We start from the raw sequence: 20979 nt of genomic DNA, 5'->3' as shown, positions 1-20979 counted from the left end.
ATTATTGTTGCTTCTCATATACATGATAATAGTACGTATACGGATTCTTTTCATCCGTTAAACCTTTTTCAACAAAAACTTCTTTCCAATTTGTCATATCCATTTCTGGGAAGAATGTATCTCCTTCAAATGCATGATGGATTTTTGTTATATATAACTTGTCTACGTAAGGTAAAAAGAGATCATAAATTTGTGCTCCGCCGAAAATAAAGATTTCCTCTTCATTTTTGCATAGTTCAAACACTTCTTCTACAGAATGTGCTACTTCACAACCTTCAACATGATACCCTTCATTACGTGTTACAATAATATTACGTCTTCCAGGCAGTGGTCTACCAATCGCTTCGTAGTTCTTTCTCCCCATAATAAGTGAATGGCCCATCGTTGTTTTCTTTACATACTGCAATTCACTTGGTAAACGCCAAGGTAAATTATTATCTTTGCCAATTACTCTATTCTCGTCCATTGCGACCATAAATGAAACAATCATTTTTTCATCTCCTCTACAATTATACTGCAACCGGTGCTTTAATTGCTGGGTGTGGATCATATCCTTCAATCGTTAAATCTTCCATTTCAAAATCAAACACAGATTTCACATCTGGATTTAATGTAAGTTTCGGGAATGGACGTGGTTCACGTGCCAATTGCTTTTCTACTTGTTCAAAATGATTCGTATAAATGTGTGCATCTCCAATTGTATGAACAAATTCTCCCACTTCAAGACCACATTCATGTGCGATTAAATGTGTTAGTAATGAGTAACTTGCAATGTTAAATGGAATTCCAAGGAATATGTCACCACTTCTTTGATATAACTGACAAGAAAGTTTGCCATCCGCTACATAAAACTGGAATAGCGTATGACAAGGTGGTAATGCCATACTTGGTACATCTTCAGGATTCCAAGCAGACACAATTAGACGGCGTGAATCTGGTGTTTTCTTAATCATTTCAATTACATCTTTTAATTGATCAAGCGTCTCACCAGCTGTCGTTTTCCAGGCACGCCACTGCTTTCCGTATACATCTCCTAAATAACCATATTTATTCGAGAAATCATCATCTTCTAAAACGTTCTTTTTAAACAATTCCATTTGCTCATCGTACTGCACTTTAAATTCCTCATCTTGTTGTGAGCGAAGACCGAAATCTGTCATATCAGGGCCAGTATACTCATCGCTTTCTACCCAGCTCTTAAACGCCCATTCATTCCAAATATTATTATTATGTTGCAATAAATAGCGAATGTTTGTATCACCTTTCATAAACCAAAGCAGTTCACTTGCTACTAGGCGAAATGGCACTCTCTTTGTCGTTAATAAAGGAAATCCTTTACTTAGATCGAAACGCATTTGATATCCAAATACAGATACAGTACCTGTCCCTGTACGATCTTCTTTCTTCGTACCGTGCTCCATTACATGACGGCATAAATTTAAGTATTCATATTCAGCATGTTTCATATGTAGAAAAACCTTCTTTCAATCGTATATGAGATTTATCATAACATGAAAAACAGCGAATTTAATAATCCAAATTAATAAAAATTCTTTCAATATTTCTTACAAAATTATTAACTTTCAATATTAAAAAAGGTTTTCACTTTTCTATTACAGAAAGTATAGTGCGGAACATAAAAATTATATTTGGAGGTTGGAAGCATGTCTAAAATCAAAACTCCTGTTTTAAGTACGTTACAACATAAGGTTGAGAAGATGATGAAGGATTTACACGTTCCTGGAGCGGCTGTAGCTGTTATAAAAGATGGTGAGGTCATTATTTCAGAAGGTTTCGGCTATCGTAACATAGAGAAAAAAGAGGCTGTTACTCCGCAGACACGATTCGCAATCGGTTCTGCGACGAAAGCATTCGGTACGCTTTCATTAAGCTTATTAGCACAGCAAAAAAAGTTTAATTGGGATACTCCTGTCCAAACTTACGTACCTAACTTCTCTCTATCCGATATGCTCGCTAACTCGCAAGTTACAGGACGAGATTTAGCTTCTCATCGTACTGGGGTAAGTCGTCACGATGCTCTTTGGTACAGTTCTTCCTTAACTCGAAAAGATCTTGTTGAAAAAATAAAACATTTATCACTTGATGCACCGTTCCGCACAGCATTTCTTTATAACAACTTAATGTATGCGACAATTAGTTATATTGTAGAAAACGTTACGAATCAAACGTGGGAGCAATACGTTGCAGAACATATTTTAGAACCTTTAAATATGAGGCATACAAACTTATCTGTTACAGACTCACAAAATACAGATGATTACGCATTACCTTACACTGAAGATAATGGTGAAATGAAAGAAATTCCATTCCGAAATATTGATACAGTTGGAGCGGCTGGATGTATTAATTCTACCATTGAAGATATGGCAAAATGGGTTTTGCTTCATTTAAACGAAGGAAAAACAGAAAATCATGATTTGATTTCTACTGAACTACTCCAAGAAATGTATACACCACACACTCCAATCCCGGATCAGCCAATGTTATCAACGAGTGAATCACCATTAAATAGCTATGGACTAGGTTGGTTTATTAGTGCTTACCGCGGTTATAAACTTATTCATCATGGTGGTAATATTGATGGATTTTCTGCACTTGCGTCATTTATGCCCAACGAAAATATCGGTATTATCGTATTAACAAATTCAGGGCAAACTGTACTCCCTACTTATATTACAAAACATATTTACGACGAACTTCTCGGACTAGAATATATCGACTGGCATGAACGCGCTGTAGAAGATAGTGAAAAAATGAAAGAAATGATGAAAGAGGCAACTACATCACTTCCCGAACCAATAAAAGGGACTACCCCTTCTCATGCATTAGATGACTACACTGGAACTTTTGAGCATCCCGCTTATGGAACACTGAAAGTATACAAACAAGATGATTTCCTACATGTACAATTTATGGATATGGAATTTCAGCTAAAACATCATCATTACAACATCTTCTCAGCATCAATTAGTTTGTTCCAAATGAAAATGGGGCTTTTATTCGCTTATGATATGAATGTAAATGGTGAATTCCCGACTCTTCAATTACACGTACCTGCAACTTTAAGTACTCAGCCTCTTACATTTACGAAAATTAAATAACAAATTAAATAGAGGGAAGATTACTCTTCCCTCTATTATTTCGGAATTAGAAATTCACCTTGCAACCAATCCTATTATTGAATTTAATAAATGAAATGAGGATAACCCAAATGCTAAATTATTTATCGTTTTCTGACAGAAGACTCCTTCCTCAAAAATGTGAAGGTGTGAAACACCAATTTTAGGTGGGAGATGAATGTCAGTAGGCGTAAGCCTACGTTTTTTTGTATACTGTAGATATACGATGAAAAAGTGAGGTGCAACCTATGTTAGTAAATAAAGCATATAAATTTCGTATCTACCCGAATAAGAAACAAGAAATATTAATTGCTAAAACAATCGGTTGCAGTCGCTTTGTATTTAACTATTTCCTTGCTCTTTGGAATGATACGTATAAAGAAGCAAGAAAAGGGTTAACCTACTTTTCTTGCTCTGCCAAGCTTACTCAATTAAAGAAGCAACAGGATACGATTTGGTTAAAAGAAGTAGATAGTATCGCTCTTCAATCCACATTAAAAAACCTCGCAGATGCTTTTTCACGTTTTTTCAAGAAACAGAATGATATGCCTCGATTCAAGTCTAAAAAGAATACAGTTCAATCCTACACAACTAAGCAAACAAACGGAAATATTGGAATTGTAGGCAACACAATAAAATTACCGAAACTTGGCCTTGTTCGCTTTGCTAAAAGTCGTGAAGTAGAAGGGCGTATCTTGCATGCAACGATTCGTCGTAACCCAAGTGGTAAATACTTTGTATCTATCTTTGTTCAAACAAGCGTACAAGAAATGCCTAAAACTGATTCCACTTGTGGAATTGATGTTGGATTAAAAGATTTCGCCATTCTTTCTGATGGCACAACATACAAGAACCCTAAATTCTTCCGTACATTAGAAGAGAAGTTAGCGAAAGCACAACGTATCCTTTCTAGAAGAACAAAAGGTTCTTCGAACTGGAATAAACAACGTGTGAACGTTGCACGAATCCATGAACATATTGCAAATGCAAGAGCTGATTACTTACATAAACTTTCTACTGAAATCATCAAAAACCACGATGTTATCGGTATGGAAGACTTACAAGTCAGTAACATGCTCAAAAATAGAAAGCTTGCAAAAGCGATTAGTGAAGTATCTTGGTCACAATTTCGGACTATGTTGGAATATAAAGCAAAATGGTATGGCAAACAAGTTGTTATAGTATCTAAAACATTTGCTTCTAGTCAATTATGCTCCAATTGCGAATACAAAAACAAAGACGTTAAAAATCTAACCATTCGTGAGTGGGATTGCCCTTCTTGTGGCGCACATCACGATAGAGATCGAAATGCAGCACTCAATCTTAGAAATGAAGCAATTCGTCTCTTAACCGTAGGAACTACGGGGATAGCCTAATGAATTAGAAACCGTTAGGTTTCTGTACTTAGGAAACTCCCACTTCAAACAGTCCGTGAGAATGTTAAGTGGTGAGTAGTTCAACAAAACAGCTTAATGAACAAGCCATGCATTAATTATTATATTCCCTCAAAGGAAAAGACTTTCTTATTACCGATTCAATGAATGTGGAAGAACATCATTATTATTTGTGCGTTTATTTTTCTTATCTTTCCATATAAATTTTTTCAAACACATAAAAACAGTAACTGAAATAGCGACTCCAACTGTAACATCTGAAGCAAAATGGGCTCCTACCACAATACGACTCATTGGTACTAGTATCTTATTAGTTGGTTCATATAAACTATTGGATATTTGTAAGTCTGTAAATGCAAAGATACATAGTAAAATAGCGAAGCTGGAAATTAATATCACTTTTCTATTTCCCATCATTTCTCCTACTTTCCACTATGCTTTAATATAAAATTCCCCATCTCAATTGCTAAATCTTCACTTTGAGGATAAACCCCTACATTATCTCCATAAGCGTGCCCTAAACCACGATAAAGGACCGTTTCAGTATCCACTCCTTTTTTAGTCAATTTAGCTGCATACGCTAAACATTCAATCATTAAAAAATCATGCTCTCCTACCGTAATAAATGTACTTGGATAGTCTGGGGATACATCAACATATGGACTTAAATACTTCGAATGAATTTCTTTCGTACCAAGTACTTCTGACATACCTCCAATCATTGAATGCATTATATTAAGCATTTTTTCTAATCCTTTTTTATACTTAGGAGCAATTTCATATTTATCTATACTCCAAGAATAAAATTCATCTTCATAGTCACACATATTAAGTGTAGGATACAGAAGCAACTGTCCCTTCACGTACTTCCTACCATCTTCCATATCTTTAGTTGTACAATACTGTGTTAAGTTCCCTCCTGCACTATCACCTGCCACAAAGATATTATTCTTATCACCGCCTAGTATTTCAGCATTTTCATAAATCCACTTTAAAGTAGTGTAGCAATCTGTATGCCCAGTTGGAAAAGGATTTTCCGGAGCTAATCGATAATCCACAGAAACGGCTAGTATATCTGTTTTTTCTACGATCAATTTCACAAGTTCTTCTACTACATCTGGTGATCCTGCCATAAATCCACCACCATGAATAAAGTATAAAACTGGCGCATTCTCTCGCTTAGAAACACTGTTATAAATTCTTATCGGAATATCATATCCATCTTCCGCTTTCACTGTTTTATGCGTAATATTAACGTCTTTAGTGACAATTGGAACACTCTTAATTCCATTGAATTGTTTTCGCATATTCCTTACTGATTTTTCAGAAGCGTCCATTTTCATCATATTTTTAGGCATAAACCTCATTACATTCATTTGAACCTTCGTGTCCTTGTAAAGACGTGGATCCATCGCTCCTTTTTCATCACAATCTGGTATGTTTTTTACTAAAACTTTCGCCCCCTGTACATTGATGGTTTCTTGTTTTTCTTGCATTTTTTCTAATAAGTCTAAGTCATATTTTCTAGTCATCTAATATTTCTCCCCTCTAAATTCAAACGCTTTCATTATTCAGGATTATATAACTTCCCGTTTACTAAATAAAAATACGTTCCATGTACAAAATGTACCATGGAACGTATTTTTATTGTTGTTCATATTTGATTCGATTATTGTCATTTTTTGATATGATATTTTTCCTATACTGTAATGGTGTATATCCGTATTTTTCTTTAAACTGTGAAATAAATGATTTTACATTTGGAAATCCGTGTTTTACTGCTATATCTTGTATAGAATTTGTACTATTAATAATATCTTCATACGCTTTATAGAGCCTGTATCTCGTTAAAAAAGTGGTAAAATTTGATCCGAACGATTTTTTGAACATACGGGAAAAATGTTCTTCACTTACAAAAAAATGTTTAGCTACATCTTTCAGTTTAAGTTCTTCATCATAATGTTTATAAATATACGTAATCATTTCTTTCTGTTTATTTCCAAGTTGATAATTATTGTCTATACTCTCTCCTTCTTTGCAATATCGCAATAGAATATAAACAATTTCATAAATTAAACTATTAATTTTTATGTAACTTAAATCATCAGAATTTGTGACTAACTCCTTTAATTCATAAAATATTTGCTGGAGGTTAGTTTTCTGAACAACTGATTCTTTTATATTAAATCTATATTTATCAAAATCTCCATTTACCTCTTTAAGAAATTCATAAGAAATAATTAACATCATTACTGCACAACTTGTATTTTTAACTTTTTCGAATTCATGAACATCGCCACTATTCACAAAAATAAATTCGCCAGCGGATACTTTCTTTTTTTGCCCATTCACATACAAGAAAACCTCTCCATATACGACTAGGCTAATTTCAATACTTCTATGCCAGTGAGGAGGAATATAATAGTGAAAACCAGTAGGTAACATCGTATCCTCTATATATTCAACCATTCCTAGAACTCTATCGCGTACTTTTATTTCTTCATATTTGCCTTGCCTGATTTTCAATTTCCCACCCCCTTTTTATATTATAAAGTAGACGTCAAGGTTTTCATTCCTTCATAAAAAAACTACATACATAGTATGTAAAGAGACCGTCTCATGAGTTATTTACAAATAGCAGGTGTGAGATTTCCCACCTGCTATCCTTATTTTTTATTCATCATTTCACTATCAAACCAGATTGGCTTTGATAATTCAAAGTTTTTATGATCCTCTAAAACTATAGTAAGACGTTCTAACGTATCATCTAACATATGCGGTGCTGCTCGTAAACTCCAGACAACTGAAGAAAAAACCGTCATGCCAACGTAAACCGCATATAATTTCCAAAACTCCTCTGGTATTCTCCCATTAAAGTATCCTTCTATTTGTCCGATTGAATACGGGATACTAATGTCTCTTGCAAATAATGCTATTTTTACGAAATCATGAAGTGGGTCGCCCCAGTCGTAGCCATTAAAATCAACAACACCTACATATTTCGCATCACGTACAATTATATTTTCTAAATGAAAATCATCGTGTTGAAATCGATTTGGGCGGTTCTTTAAATATTTTTCATTTTCATCTATAAACTTTATGATTTTATCATCATTTTTAATTTGTATTCCGCATGTTTTATATGCCTCTACATATTTTCGATGTTTTTTCATTGCTCTTTCATACCATGGGAGTATATCCTTAGGAGCTTCATGTGTATGCATTTTTGCTAAGTCTTTTCCTGCTGCTATACCAATATCATATTGTTCTCTTGGCGTATATGTAGGCAATAGCTTCTTAGCATCTTCTCCTTCTAAATATGAAAAAATACTATAACATAAATCTTCTTCCTCCAATATACCGAGTTCAATTGGTCTTTGAGCCTGCACGTTACGTTTTACCATTTCATTTAAAATTTGAAACTCTATTTTTTTCCTATCATACTCTTTTATATCACCTGTCCGTAATAAATATTTTTCATCATCAGTAGTCGTAATAATATATTTTTTATCAGGAGAGAAACCTTTAGAGATTTCTTCAATATTTGCAGCATCTTTTACTATTTGTATATCGTTTTTCCACGTTGTAATTATCTTCATGTCTATTCTCCTTACATTTCTGTATTCGCTGTATACGCAACCTCTACAATAAAGCCCTTCGGGTCATAAAAGTCTATTGTATAGTAACATCCGAATAATGATTCATTTCAATTGGACCACGTATAACCTTCACCTTATTGCCAGTAAGAAACTTTGCTACCCAAAATTCAATATGATAAATAACTGCTCGAAGTTTATTTATATTAAGAATGTGCCGCCTGTACTACTTGCACAATTTCCCCTGGCGTATTAACCATATAATCTGGCGCGTCTCCTTTTACTGTCTCAATTACGTCATACCCCCAAGAAACCCAAATGACATTCACACCAGCTTTTTTACAAGCTGTAATATCACGTTGTTCATCACCGACATACAACAAATCTTGTTCTGTTAGCTTTTTCGACTTTAAAAATCTTTTAATCATTTTATCTTTACCAAACAAATTTTTAGAACAATACACTTCTTGAATATTTTCTATGCCATTACTATGTAAAAATGCCCTAATATGCTCTTCTGAGTTCGAAGATATAATCGCAATCCCGTAGTCTTTTTTATGTAATTCATCTAATACATCTTTCATCCCATGGAATAAAACGAGATCTTTTATAGCAGGTTGATATAATTTATAAAACTCTAACGCCAATATAGGAAGTTTATAAAGTGGTACATCGAGTTTTTTACATCTTTCAGAAATAGTCAATTTTCGTAAAGTCTCAATTTCTTCCTCACTAACTGTCTTATATCCATGCTTTTCAGCAAGTTGATTATAAATTGGTACAAATATATTTTGTGAATCTACTAATGTGCCATCAAAGTCAAAAACGATATATTTTTGCATCCCCATACTCCCTTTTCTTTTTTCCTAAACCTATGTTATTCAACAACATAAATGTCGTATCCTTTCATAAAGAAAAAAAGAACAAGATTTTCTCTCGTTCTTTTTAAGACAACCATTTCGGCGGTACATTCGTATTCCAATAAATATTTCCTAACTCATGGTGTCCTGAATATCCATCATCAAAACGATGATAGTGGAAATTAAAATAATATCCATCTTGCGGTGGATGATCTCTCCTCACATGAAATCGCAGTAAGTCATTTCCTGATTTCGTGTCATAAACATGAAAAATCTTTTCATTATTTCCACCAGCTGGTTTTTGAGAAATCGCTAATGATTGTAACGATTCTTCTGGCACATCATTTGCAAGTTCCGCAATTGCCTCTTCAATTTTAGGTAATACAACATCTTTAAATTCATCTTCAATTACAGGCCCAATTTTAGAGCCGAATTTTTGCATAGATTGCTTCTCTGCTTCTTGCATCGCATAGTTAACAAAAGTATCGGTGGTTAACCTATCATTTGTTTCTTCATATGTATAGGACGTACTCTCCAAATTTTGTTGCCCAGCTGTGCTCGTAGGCTTGTCCGCAGCTTTGGCATTATCAAGTAATATGGAAGGAGGCGTCACTAAACCAAACGTAAATACGGTAATTAATGCGACTAAGGTTTTTCTAAACCAATTTGGCATTTATGTTCCCTCCCCTTTCACTCATTATATTTTATATAACGGTTGTTTCTTCTATTATACAAAATGATTGTAATTTTTGCACTTTACAATTTTGTTAACGTTCACATATTTTTCACTTGAATATGAAATTGTAAGATTTCATACACTATAAATACAACAACAATGAGGGGGACAATCAGATGACTTTAGATGTCGTGTACTCAGCCGCAAGCATACTCCTTTTAGTATATTTTATTTACCAGTGTGTTACAGACTAGAAAAAGAGCCGCTTCCGGCTCTTTTTCTATGGTAAAAATACAATCCAACCAATGAATACTATAAAAATAACTCCAATAATTACTGCTGGTAATAAATAAAACTGAGAAAGGATGACCGTCCCGTATATGAATACGACTGGAAGTAGCAAATAACGATCCGCCTTCCACCTTAATAATAGTAATTCTCCTTCATCACAATATAAATGTAGAAACATTTTCTTCGTAAATTCATTCCAATAATCACGCGCATAGCGAGAAATAGCAACTATAGCAAATACAAGAATAATAGCTGTTATCCACTGCGGAGTCACGATAATACCTACAGTACTTATACATACAATTTGAACATAAAACATTAAAGCACTACTTGTACGCAAAAATTCTTTTAAAAAAGCTTCTACAATACGCGAATCAGAATTTTTTCCTAATATCTTTTTAGACCGAGGGAACATCCACGGTTTTTTATTCGAACTACTTGGCTTAGCTGCATGACCACCAACTTGCATAATCCCTACAGTCCAGCGCATACTTTCTTCTTTTTCTTTCTCAACTTCTTTAAAAAAGAACTTTTTATAATTCATCTTTTCTTTTACTAAGACTACAGTAAGTACAGCTACTAGGCCGGTAAATAATATGAAATACAATGGATTTTTAAAAATGAAAAATACACTGATTCCAAAATAGACTAAACTTAAAGAGAATATAACATCTTTTATAATCAATAAAACCCATCGTTTCCCCACACGTACATTTATGAATCTCGTCAACAACGATAGCATAAATCGAAAAACAGTAAAGAACATCCAGAACAGTACGATTTGTATAATTGTTGCTCCCATACTTTTCATCAATATAGGCAGCATAATGAACACTACAATTGCGTTCGTTATTGCAATCCGAATTAACGTATATATAATGCCAAGCTTCATTAATTTTCGCATATGATTTAGGTATGAAATTAAAAATAAACTATCTGCTTGTTCAAAAAATGAGCGAACTCCTCTTGAAAATGTGACAAAATAAAACGCAAGTAAACCTAACCCAAAATAAATGGTCTCTTCCATCGATAATTCTTTCATCCATAGTGAACGATAATAGATCCCCGCAAATATAAGTGCCGGAATAATAATATATAATGCTACTGTCCAATCTGTTACAGAACGAATCGCTTTCCATTTTCTTTGCAATTCATGACGTAACCTTTTATTAAACTGTTGTTTAATCATTTTGTTCCCGCCTTACAATTGCATCGAAACAATCTAACAGTGTACTTCCTGGCATTTCTGCTAACGATTGGATCGCCTCTAAATGCCCATCTGCTACTAATGTACCTTGCGAAATGAGTAAAAACCTTTCACAAATTCTTTCAGCCGTATCCAGCACGTGCGTACAAAGTAATATACCTGCTCCTCGCTCTTTTTCTTTATATAAATAATTCAAAAAGTCTTTCGTGGCTACTGGATCTAAACCGATAAAAGGCTCATCAATAATATAAAAATCTGGCTCTGTTAAAAATGCTAATATTAACATCGATTTTTGTTTCATACCTTTTGAAAATTTTGATATGTATTCGTGTATATGTTTTTCCATTCGAAACGTATGTAATAATTCCCTTGCTTTGTCCTCCCAATTTCCCTCTTCATTTCCACGGGCAGCCATTAACAATTCAATATGCTCCCATAAAGTTAAATAATCATAATAAGTGGGATGCTCCGGTACATATGCATATGGATTTTTCTTTTCACCAAACGAGATTTCACCATCCATATTGACAAGCAAACCGAGTATCGATTTAATTGTCGTACTCTTTCCTGCGCCATTTGCACCAATAAGAGCCACTAACTCTCCTTTTTCAATTGCAAATGCAATATCATGAACTGTCTTTTCACCAATTTCATATCCGGCTGAGCGGATATTCACCTCTAACATAATACTTACCTTCTTTCCATTTACATTACAATCAAGGAAAATGATAACATATCCCTCTTAATATAGTATTATATCACTTCTGATATATTTATTTCTGTAGCAGGAAAAAGCATATTTCAAGAGAATACTTAATGTTTGTAGATTTTAATTTAAATTGAAAGGACTATAACTATGACAAACATTGAAGCAATATTCATTGATCGTGACGGAACAATTGGCGGTGATACTACAATACATTATCCAGGTTCTTTCACATTATTTCCTTTTACAAAGGAATCTTTACAAAAGTTAAAAGCTCAAAATATTAAACTACTCTCTTTTACGAATCAACCAGGTATCGCGGATGGAAAAGCAACTGCGAATGATTTTACGAGAGAATTAAAGGAGTTTGGTTTTGATGATATTTACCTTTGTCCTCATAGACATGGTGATGGATGTGAATGCCGCAAACCGAGCGCAGGTATGCTCCTGCAAGCAGCGGAAAAACATGGGCTTGATTTAACAAAATGCGCTGTAATCGGTGATCGCTGGACGGATATTGTTGCTGGGGCAAAAGTAAATGCAACGACTATATTAGTTCAAACTGGCGCTGGATATGATGCTTTACATACATTCCGAGATAAATGGGCACATATTGAACCAAACTACATCGCAGAAAACTTTGAAGATGCTACAAATTGGATTTTAAATCATCAATAAAAAAATTAAATGAGACGTCTTCACATTGAAAACGTCTCATTTAACTATATATATTTCAAAAAGTTAATTCATAATGGAAATAACGATTATCTCTCAAGTATCCATTTTCAGCGTATAATCGCTGAGCTGATAAATTATCAATCTCTGTTTGTAATTTCACACCTTTTGCGCCATTTTCTAAGGCAAATTCTTTTGCAGCTTCTAACAATTTTTTACCTGTTCCGGCTCCGCGCTTCGCCTTTTGTACAAACAGATCATTTAAAATCCATAACTCTTTCATCGAAATAGAAGAAAATGATGGATATAGTTGCGTGAATCCGATATATTCTCCATCTTCAACTGCCACGAAAATAATGGATTCTTTTCTCTCGATTCGATTTCGTAAAAACACTTTTGCTCCTTCAATATCGGAATCTTGTCGATAAAATACGCGATAGTTATTAAAAACAGATGCTAGTCCATCTAAATCTGCAATTGTTGCCTCATATATTCTCATTTTGTTTTATTCCCCTTCCAATATTGTTTCATAATATCCGTTACCCATTTAGGCTGTAGAATTTCTTCTTTCGGCATAAACTCTTTCATTATCGGCTTTATATCCAATATAGGGGTGCCATCAATAGCATCTAACCCCTCAACAATAATTGATTTACCTTCTCTTTTGATCACCTTTACAATTGTAGCTCCTATGCGATTCGGACGATTTTTCCCGCGCTGTGCAAAAATGCCTACTTTAGGATAATCATTATTATTTCTAGGATGTCTAGCAAAATATTGAATTTGTTCATCAGTTACTTTATGAAAATAAAAGACAACTTCAATATGAGAAAAATCTTCAATCCCTTGTATACTTTCCTCTGTATACATATCAGTTAAAGTAATATAGGATCTTACTTCTCCCCACTCATCATCTTTTATTTCCTTTCTTTCATTATGTACAAATGCGATTGGCTGAACTGAAAACATCCGCATTCCCCCTTAAATGTAACCACTTACATTATAAAATATTTTCTGAATGTTTTCCAGACAAATGAGTTGAGTTTACATAATATAATTACAATCTATTATCTAAAGCGAAATTGACTGCTTCAATCGCATGTATATGCGTTGTATCAAATATCGGAACTGATATGTCTTCCTGCTTTATTAATAACCCTATTTCTGTACACCCTAATATTATTCCTTGCGCCCCTTTTTGCACTAACTCTTCTATAACTCTTTTATAATACTCTCTAGATTGAGATGTTATCTTTCCTAAACATAATTCTTTGTATATTACTTCATTTATTTTTTCTCTATCTTTTCCTAATGGTACTATTACTTTTATATCATTCTCTTCTATACGTGATTTATAGAAATCTTGCTCCATCGTATATTTTGTTCCAAGCAGACCAACCGATTGAATACCTTTTCTATTTATTTCTTTTGCAGTTGCATCCGCAATATGTAATACTGGAATGTTAATATTCTCCTTTATTTTCTCAACTACTTTATGCATTGTATTTGTGCAAATGATTATAAAGTCTGCTCCTCCTTTCTGCAATGAATACGCCGTATTCCCTAATACTTCTCCTGCTCCCTCCCAATCTCCGCTAGACTGGAATCGTTCAATCTCTTCAAAATTCATACTATTAATCAGACATTTTGCTGAATGTAATCCACCTAATCTACTTTTTATTTCTTCATTTAAAATTCGATAGTATTCAGAAGTTGATTCCCAACTCATACCACCTATAAGACCTATCGTTTTCATAGTAAAACACCTACCTAAACTATTTTTATAAAACCAATAACAATATTTTATTATGTATATTATACACAATAAAACAAGACTTTAAATTTATAATATAAAGTCTTGTTTTAACTATTTCCAAGGAAATTTTATTATAATATTCTGAAATTAAAGCCCTGATGTTTTTATAGCATCTTCATATTGATAATTAAAACACTCTCGATACAACTGTTTGATTTCATCATAAGAAGGAACTCGTGGATTATTTCCTGGGCTACCACTTGCAATTGCATCTTTCGCCATTTTAGAAATAGCATTTTCAAATTCAACTTCGTCAATTCCGTATTCTCTTAAATTAGGAATACGAAGATCAAAACAAAGTTTCTTAATTTCAGCAATCGTGTAGTTCGCTACTTCTTCATCAGAATGAGAATACAAATCTTTGTTTAAGCTACGTCCTACTTCTGCTAACCTTTTTATTGCACTCATTTTTGTAAACTCTAAAACTGTAGGTAATAGTATTGCATTCGATATTCCATGTGGTACATGGAATAATGCTCCCACTGGACGGGACATACCATGCACTAATGTAACAGATGCATTTGAAAAAGCAATCCCAGCTTGTAATGAAGCAATCATCATTGCTTCCCTTGCTTCCATATTATCTCCATCTTCATATGCGATACGTAAATATTTCATAATGCTTTCAATAGCTGAAAGAGCAAGAACATCTGTAAGAGGTTGTGAAACTTTAGAAATATAAGCTTCAATTGCATGGCATAATGCATCTACTCCCGTTGCTGCAGTAATATGAGGTGGTACCGAACTTGTAAAAATCGGGTCTATTATAGCAACATGAGGGATAAAGCTTGGATGTTTTATCATCATTTTCACATCTGTTTTTTTATTTGTAATTACTGCTACACTTGTTACTTCCGATCCAGTACCAGAAGTCGTAGGGATTGCGATTAGCGGTAGTGGATTGTATTCTATTTCTATATCCTTTTGGACGTAATCTTCAATTTCTCCACCATTTGTATATAACACTGCTACTGCTTTCGCAGCATCAATACAGCTTCCTCCTCCAATACCTATGATAAAATCGCATTTTCCTTCTTTACAAATAGATAACGCTTCCAATACGTGTAAATTTGTAGGCTCAGTGTTTACTTCATTGTACGTAATAACAGTAATCCCTTTCGCATTTAAGTGATCCACACATCTTTCAACATAACCGAAACTCTCCATAATTGTATCACTGACAATAAAAGCCCTTTTCCCTAACTTTCTTGATTGATCCCCTAGTTTTTCAAACGAATTTCTTCCATATAATACAGACTTCGGCATACGAAACTCAGCAACTTCTTGCAAGTACTCCACCCCTTCTATCTATAATAAATATTTGCAACTACTCAGCCATGCATTTCATTCAGAAGTTTGATAAAGTCTATTATTCCAGTTAAAATAAGCCCCCTTATTAACTATACTTTGTTTTAAAACTTTGTGCGTGGCAGGAAAGGCCCTGACCGCTCCTATAAATAGCCGGGTCCTCTCTCGACCAACTTAAAAAACTTTTCTGCCGATTTTTCATAGAGTGACTGAGTAGTTACAATAAATATTTTATTATGTAAAATATCAATCTAATAAATATTTTCTTTTCGTATATTAACTAGTATTAATAGATCCCTGTTAAAGTATAGAATGCGATGACTGCAAATACAGCAATCGTTTTCAAAATTGTAATAGCAAATATATCTTTATATGACTGTTTATGTGTTAATCCTGTTACCGTTAGAATAGTAATAATTGCACCATTATGTGGTAATGTATCCATTCCGCCTGATGCCATTGATACAATGCGGTGCATAACTTCTAATGGAATATCATATTGATTGGCCGCTGCAATAAATTTATCCCCCATCGCACTTAACACAATTCCCATTCCGCCTGATGCTGAACCTGTAATTCCAGCTAAAATATTCGTCGTTACTGCCCCATTTACTAATGGATTCGTGAAAGTTGCAGAGATGCTATCTCTCATAATTGCAAAGCCTGGAAGTGCTGCAATAACACCACCAAATCCAAACTCCGCGCCTGTATTCATTGTTGCAAGTAGCGCTCCACCAATACTTGTATTCAATCCAGCTTGAAATCCAGTTACTACTCGTTTCCAATATAATAAAAGCGTTGATAAAATCCCTATAATAAGTGCCAATTCTACAGACCAAATCCCAACTACCGCACTTAATTCAACTTTTCCAAATGATTTCATACCAATAGCTGAGAAATCAAAACCATCTGGATACCACTTTGGTATCATGATTGTGAAAACTTTATTCATTACACCTACTAAAATAAGTGGTACAAACGCAATTACTTGCTGTACTCTTGTAATTTCAATACTGCTTAATATCGGCATATCTTTTTGTTCTAATTGCAAAGATGCTGCCATTTCAGAATTTCCATCGTTAAAACCAAAATACCCTTCTCCTGCGGCTTTTGCCTTCTTACGTCTACTCTCTAAATATAGTAAACCTAACGTTAAAACAAAAATTGCGCCTAAAATACCAAGTATCGGTGCTGCATAAATATCAGTTTTAAAAAAAGTTGTAGGTATTACATTTTGAATTTGTGGTGATCCAGGAAGCGCATCCATTGTAAATGTTACTGCTCCAAGAACGATTGTGCCGGGGATTAAACGCTTTGGAATATCCGCTTGTCGAAACAACTTAGCCGCAAACGGAAATATAGCGAACACCACTACATACACACTAACACCGCTATACGTTAAAATAGCTCCCATTAAAACAATCGCTAAAATTGTACGTTTTTCTCCAACTAACTCTACAATCGTCTTTGCGATGGAATCAGCGATTCCTGACATTTCTACTACTTTCCCAAATATTGCTCCAAGTAAAAACACAGGGAAATATAATTTAATAAATCCTACCATTTTCTCCATAAAAATATTTGAAAAGAAAGGTAATACAAAACTAGGCTCTGTCAAAAATACCGCAAATAATGCAAAAATCGGTGCGAATAATATTACAGAAAATCCTTTATATGCTACAAACATGAGTAAACTAAGTGCTAATAAAATAATAACTAGCTCCAATTATAACCCTCCTTTTAAACTGAAAATTCAATCTTTTAACAACGAACTGTTACTCGTATTTCGAACCCTTTTATTTCATGACATTCCTCCTCTTTTTATCCCGCTATTTGCGGTCAGTAAGACTCCCACCTTAAAATTCAGCAAATGTGCAGAAGCTAGGCGGGATTTCAACTGCTCGTAACAGCCCGATTGGTGAGGGCTGATAATCAGTGCCGGATGGACAAAACTTCCACTAATTAAAGTTTTACTTTATTACAAATTTTTCATGCTAAAATTGTCTAATTATAGTATTCGATTACATATGTAAAATCCCTTTAAACAAAAACGATTTCATCGTCATATGTTATAAAGGGATTTCTAGGTTCTATTTCTATAGTTTATCGTACTATTCTCTATACAAAATCTTTGTAACTCTTCGACATCTTTCACTATATGAATCGCCCCAGCATCGCTCAATTCATTCTCATTACCATATCCATACAATACACCTATTGAAGCAATTCCGTTACTGTTCGCACCGATTACGTCATGCTTTCTATCACCAATCATCACCATTTCTTCTTTTTGAAGTTCTTCATTTGTTTGTAAAATATGAGCAATTATTTCTTCCTTTTTTATTCTTGTCCCATCTAAATTACTCCCAACAATCTCTTCAAAAAAAGATGTTAACTGAAAGTGCTCTATTACTTGTTTCGCAAATACGGTAGGCTTTGAAGTTGCTACAAACAAACGATTGCCAGCATCCTTTAATTCTTGCAATAGGGCTCCAATTCCATCGTATACTTTATTCTCTAATAAACCACTTTGCTTTAAATATTCCCGAAAGTAAAACACCGCTCGTTCTACTTCTATTTCATTCATATTATATCTATCTGCAAAAGATTGTTGCATTGGTGGACCGATAAATGAATCTAACTCACTTATATTCACTTCTTCAATCCCCATTTTTTCTAACACGTATAGAACAGCATTGATTATCCCTTCTTTCGGATCAGTTAATGTTCCATCTAAATCAAATAGAAATGTTGTATACATATTTAATTCCTCCACTGATTTTATATGTACCCCATTAAGGCCATTCTCCTACTTACCCCTTTACTATACTATCACCATCTAACTTTTCAGAAAATTACTTTTTCTAACCCTTATACTTTCAGTTACAAAATCACAAAAGATATGATAAAGTAAAAAAGTTATACTTAATTTAATAGAAACTGGTGAATCACATGTCAATTACGTTAATTTTTATAATGGCTTTCACAATTGTTATCCACGCAGTTGAAACTAGCTCTTATAGTATTCGATTAGCTGGTGTCCGTTTAAAAAAGATTGTCGTTGCCTTATCTGTCGTAGGAATGGTATTACTTATTTCAAGAACGTCAAATTTACTACAAGCCTTTTTAATTGGCGGGATTGTCGATGACGCAAAACGAGATGCTTCTATTAATTTAGAGCATACTATACGACTTGTACTATTATCTGCTTCCATCGGTACATTACTTGCGATTATTCTTTATCCAACTTTGACAAAACTATTTGGATATGTCATTCAAAACTTTGAAACAGATGGTTCTTTCATTCGAATGATGAAAACAAATAACATTCAAAAATTAAAGTACACAAAAAAATATGTGCGCTTTCCAAGATTTGAAATGATTCATAGATTGCGTATCGGTGGTATCCCAAAGCGTATTATGCTTATTAACATGTTTGCTACTGCAATTTATACAGCAGGTGTTCTTTCTGCCCTTTATGCTTCTTTTCTAAATCCAGATTACGCAACAAATGCAAGTACAGCTTCTGGCCTTGTGAATGGTTTTGCTACAATTTTATTAACAGTGTTACTCGATCCACGTATAGCACTTTTGACAGAACGTGCTTTACAATCAGAAAATGGCGCTGAATCTATGAGTAAAATGTATGGTTGGCTAATGATATCTAGACTTCTCGGTACTTTACTCGCACAACTGTTGTTCGTACCAGGTGCTTACTGGATTTTATGGATTATTGAACTGATGCATTAATTTACTAGAAAGGTGAATTTATCAATGAAGATACAAACAGAGCAAGATATAATTCGCTTAATAGAAAACGACAAATGGATGATGAACGTATTACAACTAGCAAAATCACTAGAGCTACCTGATTGGTGGATTTGCGCCGGGTTTGTTCGTTCTAAACTTTGGGATACTTTGCATAACTACGAAGTAAGAACTGCTACACCGGACGTTGATGTCATCTATTTTGATCCATTACATAAAGATGAGACATATGAACAATCGGTAGAGAAAACATTGATAAATATGGATACTTCTATACCTTGGTCGGTTAAAAATCAAGCTCGTATGCATGTAGTGAATAACATGCCACCATATTCTTCTTCTGTTGATGCTATTTCTAAATTCCCTGAAACAGCAACCGCTCTTGGTGTTTCTTTGGACGAACAAAACAAAGTCATATTAACATCCCCATGCGGAATAGAAGATGTACTTTCATTACAAGTGAAACCTACACCTCATTTTCTTGAAACGAAAGAACGAATACATATGTACAACAAGAGAGTTAATCAAAAGAAATGGCAAAGTAAATGGCCTAATATTACAATCACTTATCCAGAAATTTAAAATAGAGCGCTTCGCATTATACGAAGCGCTCTTTCTTTTTTAGTTCAAAAAATGAATGACTGTTTCAGCAAATCGATCAGCTTCCTCATAATGTGGTGTATGGCCACTCTCTTCGAATATGATATGCTTCCCATTTTGAGCATCTTTATTAAATGTTTCAATTTGTTTTTCACACGTTACTACATCATGTTTTCCTACAATTAATAACATTGGATTTTGTATATCTTTTATTTTAGATAATAATGACGTATGACATGCTCCCTCTGATTTTAATCTATCAAAATGGATTTTGGAGCGATTTGAAAATACTTCCCACTCTTCATCACTATATAAACTATCGTCTGTCTCATCTTTTTTATAATTGTAAATCTCCATTCTTTTTTCTTCTAATTCAGCACTTAATCTTATATAAGCTTCTAACAACTCTTCTGAACTAGCATTATTAGATGAATAAGCAAAGCAGTCTTCTGCCACTAATTCTTTTCCATACTTTTTTAATAAAGTTCCTGTCTTTTGTAGTAAGGCCCTACTTGTTAATGCAAAATCGAAAGTCGGACCTTCAAATATTATTTTCTCTATTGAATTTGGATACATCGACGCATATAACAACGCTAAATATCCACCGAAAGAATGTCCAATTACAGACCATTTCTCAATTTGTAATACTTTTCTTAGTTCTTCACAGTCTTCAATTAAATCACATAGTCCAAAAGTTTCTTCTTCGGTAATTCCTTCTGATCGACAAACGCCTCTTTGATCTATCATAATTACATATAAGGAATCTTTTAATCGCTCTGCTTGATGAAATGAAAAATCATAACAACTTTCACCTGGACCACCGTGTAAAAATAATACTGGTTTATTTTTAGGACTTCCATGTGTTTCAACGTATAGCTTTTTTCCTCTAATGATCATATATTTCCCAACTTCAATCAAATTTGTTTTTATTATCATCACCTT

22 protein-coding genes and 1 pseudogene are annotated in these 20979 nt (G+C 33.9%); 5 read left to right on the top strand and 18 right to left on the bottom strand.

The annotated features are described in order from the left end of the window. Position 1 precedes the first annotated feature (1 nt). On the bottom strand, positions 2-490 hold the full coding sequence (locus AC1DS7_RS20945) for a dihydrofolate reductase (protein ID WP_000637214.1): 489 nt from the start codon (positions 488-490) through the stop codon (positions 2-4). 19 nt (positions 491-509) lie between these two features. Then, positions 510-1466, bottom strand: a complete 957-nt coding sequence (locus AC1DS7_RS20940) for a thymidylate synthase (protein WP_002085878.1) — start codon at positions 1464-1466, stop codon at positions 510-512. A 198-nt stretch (positions 1467-1664) separates the two neighbouring features. Between AC1DS7_RS20940 and AC1DS7_RS20935 the strand changes: the two genes are divergently transcribed. Continuing rightward, positions 1665-3122, top strand: a complete 1458-nt coding sequence (locus tag AC1DS7_RS20935; protein WP_016102090.1) for a serine hydrolase — start codon at positions 1665-1667, stop codon at positions 3120-3122. Positions 3123-3388: 266 nt separating this feature from the next. Further along, positions 3389-4516, top strand: a complete 1128-nt coding sequence (tnpB, locus tag AC1DS7_RS20930; RefSeq protein WP_002085885.1) for an IS200/IS605 family element RNA-guided endonuclease TnpB — start codon at positions 3389-3391, stop codon at positions 4514-4516. Positions 4517-4666: 150 nt separating this feature from the next. On the opposite strand, the gene AC1DS7_RS20925 is transcribed toward tnpB, so the two are convergent. The 9 genes and pseudogenes from AC1DS7_RS20925 to AC1DS7_RS20885 all read right to left on the bottom strand — a co-directional run bounded on the left by AC1DS7_RS20925 (position 4667) and on the right by AC1DS7_RS20885 (position 11849). Beyond that, a complete protein-coding gene (locus AC1DS7_RS20925; protein ID WP_002085886.1) occupies positions 4667-4948 on the bottom strand; it encodes a phosphatase PAP2 family protein in 282 nt (93 codons plus the stop codon). A gap of 8 nt (positions 4949-4956) precedes the next feature. Next, entirely contained in the window at positions 4957-6066 is a 1110-nt protein-coding gene (locus AC1DS7_RS20920; protein WP_476999180.1) for an alpha/beta hydrolase, read from the bottom strand. A gap of 112 nt (positions 6067-6178) precedes the next feature. Beyond that, entirely contained in the window at positions 6179-7060 is an 882-nt protein-coding gene (locus AC1DS7_RS20915; RefSeq protein WP_016102091.1) for an AraC family transcriptional regulator, read from the bottom strand. A gap of 140 nt (positions 7061-7200) precedes the next feature. After that, a complete protein-coding gene (locus AC1DS7_RS20910; RefSeq protein WP_012260859.1) occupies positions 7201-8133 on the bottom strand; it encodes an aminoglycoside phosphotransferase family protein in 933 nt (310 codons plus the stop codon). Positions 8134-8144: 11 nt separating this feature from the next. Next, positions 8145-8293 (bottom strand): annotated as a pseudogene (locus AC1DS7_RS20905) (VOC family protein); the annotation flags it as partial. 43 nt (positions 8294-8336) lie between these two features. Next, complete coding sequence (locus AC1DS7_RS20900) at positions 8337-8972, bottom strand: HAD family hydrolase (RefSeq protein ID WP_016102092.1); 636 nt, start codon at positions 8970-8972, stop codon at positions 8337-8339. Between the two features lie 103 nt (positions 8973-9075). Next, positions 9076-9663, bottom strand: a complete 588-nt coding sequence (locus AC1DS7_RS20895; protein WP_002012605.1) for a YpjP family protein — start codon at positions 9661-9663, stop codon at positions 9076-9078. A 283-nt stretch (positions 9664-9946) separates the two neighbouring features. Next, positions 9947-11146, bottom strand: a complete 1200-nt coding sequence (locus tag AC1DS7_RS20890) for an ABC transporter permease (RefSeq protein ID WP_476999179.1) — start codon at positions 11144-11146, stop codon at positions 9947-9949. After that, positions 11139-11849 (bottom strand): ABC transporter ATP-binding protein, encoded by a 711-nt coding sequence (locus AC1DS7_RS20885; protein ID WP_002012603.1) that lies wholly within the window; start codon positions 11847-11849, stop codon positions 11139-11141. The genes AC1DS7_RS20890 and AC1DS7_RS20885 overlap by 8 nt, the downstream gene beginning before the upstream one ends. 171 nt (positions 11850-12020) lie before the next feature. Between AC1DS7_RS20885 and AC1DS7_RS20880 the strand changes: the two genes are divergently transcribed. Next, positions 12021-12548, top strand: coding sequence for an HAD-IIIA family hydrolase (locus AC1DS7_RS20880; protein ID WP_159146516.1), 528 nt, complete (start codon positions 12021-12023; stop codon positions 12546-12548). Positions 12549-12603: 55 nt separating this feature from the next. On the opposite strand, the gene AC1DS7_RS20875 is transcribed toward AC1DS7_RS20880, so the two are convergent. The 6 genes from AC1DS7_RS20875 to AC1DS7_RS20850 form a co-directional block, all read right to left on the bottom strand. Next, positions 12604-13044, bottom strand: a complete 441-nt coding sequence (locus AC1DS7_RS20875) for a GNAT family N-acetyltransferase (RefSeq protein WP_002085894.1) — start codon at positions 13042-13044, stop codon at positions 12604-12606. After that, positions 13041-13514, bottom strand: a complete 474-nt coding sequence (locus AC1DS7_RS20870; protein WP_002085895.1) for an SAM-dependent methyltransferase — start codon at positions 13512-13514, stop codon at positions 13041-13043. Before AC1DS7_RS20870 ends, AC1DS7_RS20875 begins: the two co-directional genes overlap by 4 nt. An 88-nt stretch (positions 13515-13602) precedes the next feature. After that, positions 13603-14301 (bottom strand): aspartate/glutamate racemase family protein, encoded by a 699-nt coding sequence (locus tag AC1DS7_RS20865; protein ID WP_476999178.1) that lies wholly within the window; start codon positions 14299-14301, stop codon positions 13603-13605. A 147-nt stretch (positions 14302-14448) separates the two neighbouring features. Further along, complete coding sequence (locus AC1DS7_RS20860; protein WP_002141613.1) at positions 14449-15651, bottom strand: iron-containing alcohol dehydrogenase; 1203 nt, start codon at positions 15649-15651, stop codon at positions 14449-14451. 304 nt (positions 15652-15955) lie between these two features. Then, positions 15956-17395: a GntP family permease gene (locus AC1DS7_RS20855; RefSeq protein ID WP_016102097.1), complete on the bottom strand. Its 1440-nt coding sequence runs from the start codon at positions 17393-17395 to the stop codon at positions 15956-15958. A 357-nt stretch (positions 17396-17752) separates the two neighbouring features. Continuing rightward, entirely contained in the window at positions 17753-18430 is a 678-nt protein-coding gene (locus AC1DS7_RS20850; protein ID WP_012260851.1) for an HAD family hydrolase, read from the bottom strand. A gap of 191 nt (positions 18431-18621) precedes the next feature. On the opposite strand from AC1DS7_RS20850, the gene AC1DS7_RS20845 reads away from it, so the two are divergent. Next, positions 18622-19419 (top strand): lipid II flippase family protein, encoded by a 798-nt coding sequence (locus AC1DS7_RS20845; RefSeq protein WP_016102098.1) that lies wholly within the window; start codon positions 18622-18624, stop codon positions 19417-19419. Positions 19420-19443: 24 nt separating this feature from the next. Continuing rightward, complete coding sequence (locus AC1DS7_RS20840) at positions 19444-20019, top strand: nucleotidyltransferase family protein (protein ID WP_016102099.1); 576 nt, start codon at positions 19444-19446, stop codon at positions 20017-20019. A 39-nt stretch (positions 20020-20058) separates the two neighbouring features. Here the strand turns inward: AC1DS7_RS20840 and AC1DS7_RS20835 are convergent, their stop codons facing one another. Further along, positions 20059-20973, bottom strand: coding sequence for an alpha/beta fold hydrolase (locus AC1DS7_RS20835; protein WP_033715157.1), 915 nt, complete (start codon positions 20971-20973; stop codon positions 20059-20061). Positions 20974-20979 lie beyond the last annotated feature (6 nt).

This window comes from Bacillus sp. P4_E1 (assembly GCF_056401715.1).
Note: the sequence above shows the minus strand (reverse complement) of the source record. Positions and strands in the feature narration are given on the sequence as shown.

Coding starts and splice junctions, on each gene's coding strand:
- AC1DS7_RS20925 (WP_002085886.1), bottom strand. CDS start 4,948: ATGGGAAATAGAAAAGTGATATTAATTTCCAGCTTCGCTATTTTACTA.
- AC1DS7_RS20895 (WP_002012605.1), bottom strand. CDS start 9,663: ATGCCAAATTGGTTTAGAAAAACCTTAGTCGCATTAATTACCGTATTT.
- AC1DS7_RS20875 (WP_002085894.1), bottom strand. CDS start 13,044: ATGAGAATATATGAGGCAACAATTGCAGATTTAGATGGACTAGCATCT.
- AC1DS7_RS20900 (WP_016102092.1), bottom strand. CDS start 8,972: ATGCAAAAATATATCGTTTTTGACTTTGATGGCACATTAGTAGATTCA.
- AC1DS7_RS20935 (WP_016102090.1), top strand. CDS start 1,665: ATGTCTAAAATCAAAACTCCTGTTTTAAGTACGTTACAACATAAGGTT.
- AC1DS7_RS20945 (WP_000637214.1), bottom strand. CDS start 490: ATGATTGTTTCATTTATGGTCGCAATGGACGAGAATAGAGTAATTGGC.
- AC1DS7_RS20920 (WP_476999180.1), bottom strand. CDS start 6,066: ATGACTAGAAAATATGACTTAGACTTATTAGAAAAAATGCAAGAAAAA.
- tnpB (WP_002085885.1), top strand. CDS start 3,389: ATGTTAGTAAATAAAGCATATAAATTTCGTATCTACCCGAATAAGAAA.
- AC1DS7_RS20880 (WP_159146516.1), top strand. CDS start 12,021: ATGACAAACATTGAAGCAATATTCATTGATCGTGACGGAACAATTGGC.
- AC1DS7_RS20890 (WP_476999179.1), bottom strand. CDS start 11,146: ATGATTAAACAACAGTTTAATAAAAGGTTACGTCATGAATTGCAAAGA.
- AC1DS7_RS20940 (WP_002085878.1), bottom strand. CDS start 1,466: ATGAAACATGCTGAATATGAATACTTAAATTTATGCCGTCATGTAATG.
- AC1DS7_RS20840 (WP_016102099.1), top strand. CDS start 19,444: ATGAAGATACAAACAGAGCAAGATATAATTCGCTTAATAGAAAACGAC.
- AC1DS7_RS20885 (WP_002012603.1), bottom strand. CDS start 11,849: ATGTTAGAGGTGAATATCCGCTCAGCCGGATATGAAATTGGTGAAAAG.
- AC1DS7_RS20845 (WP_016102098.1), top strand. CDS start 18,622: ATGTCAATTACGTTAATTTTTATAATGGCTTTCACAATTGTTATCCAC.
- AC1DS7_RS20910 (WP_012260859.1), bottom strand. CDS start 8,133: ATGAAGATAATTACAACGTGGAAAAACGATATACAAATAGTAAAAGAT.
- AC1DS7_RS20870 (WP_002085895.1), bottom strand. CDS start 13,514: ATGTTTTCAGTTCAGCCAATCGCATTTGTACATAATGAAAGAAAGGAA.
- AC1DS7_RS20865 (WP_476999178.1), bottom strand. CDS start 14,301: ATGAAAACGATAGGTCTTATAGGTGGTATGAGTTGGGAATCAACTTCT.
- AC1DS7_RS20835 (WP_033715157.1), bottom strand. CDS start 20,973: ATGATAATAAAAACAAATTTGATTGAAGTTGGGAAATATATGATCATT.
- AC1DS7_RS20850 (WP_012260851.1), bottom strand. CDS start 18,430: ATGTATACAACATTTCTATTTGATTTAGATGGAACATTAACTGATCCG.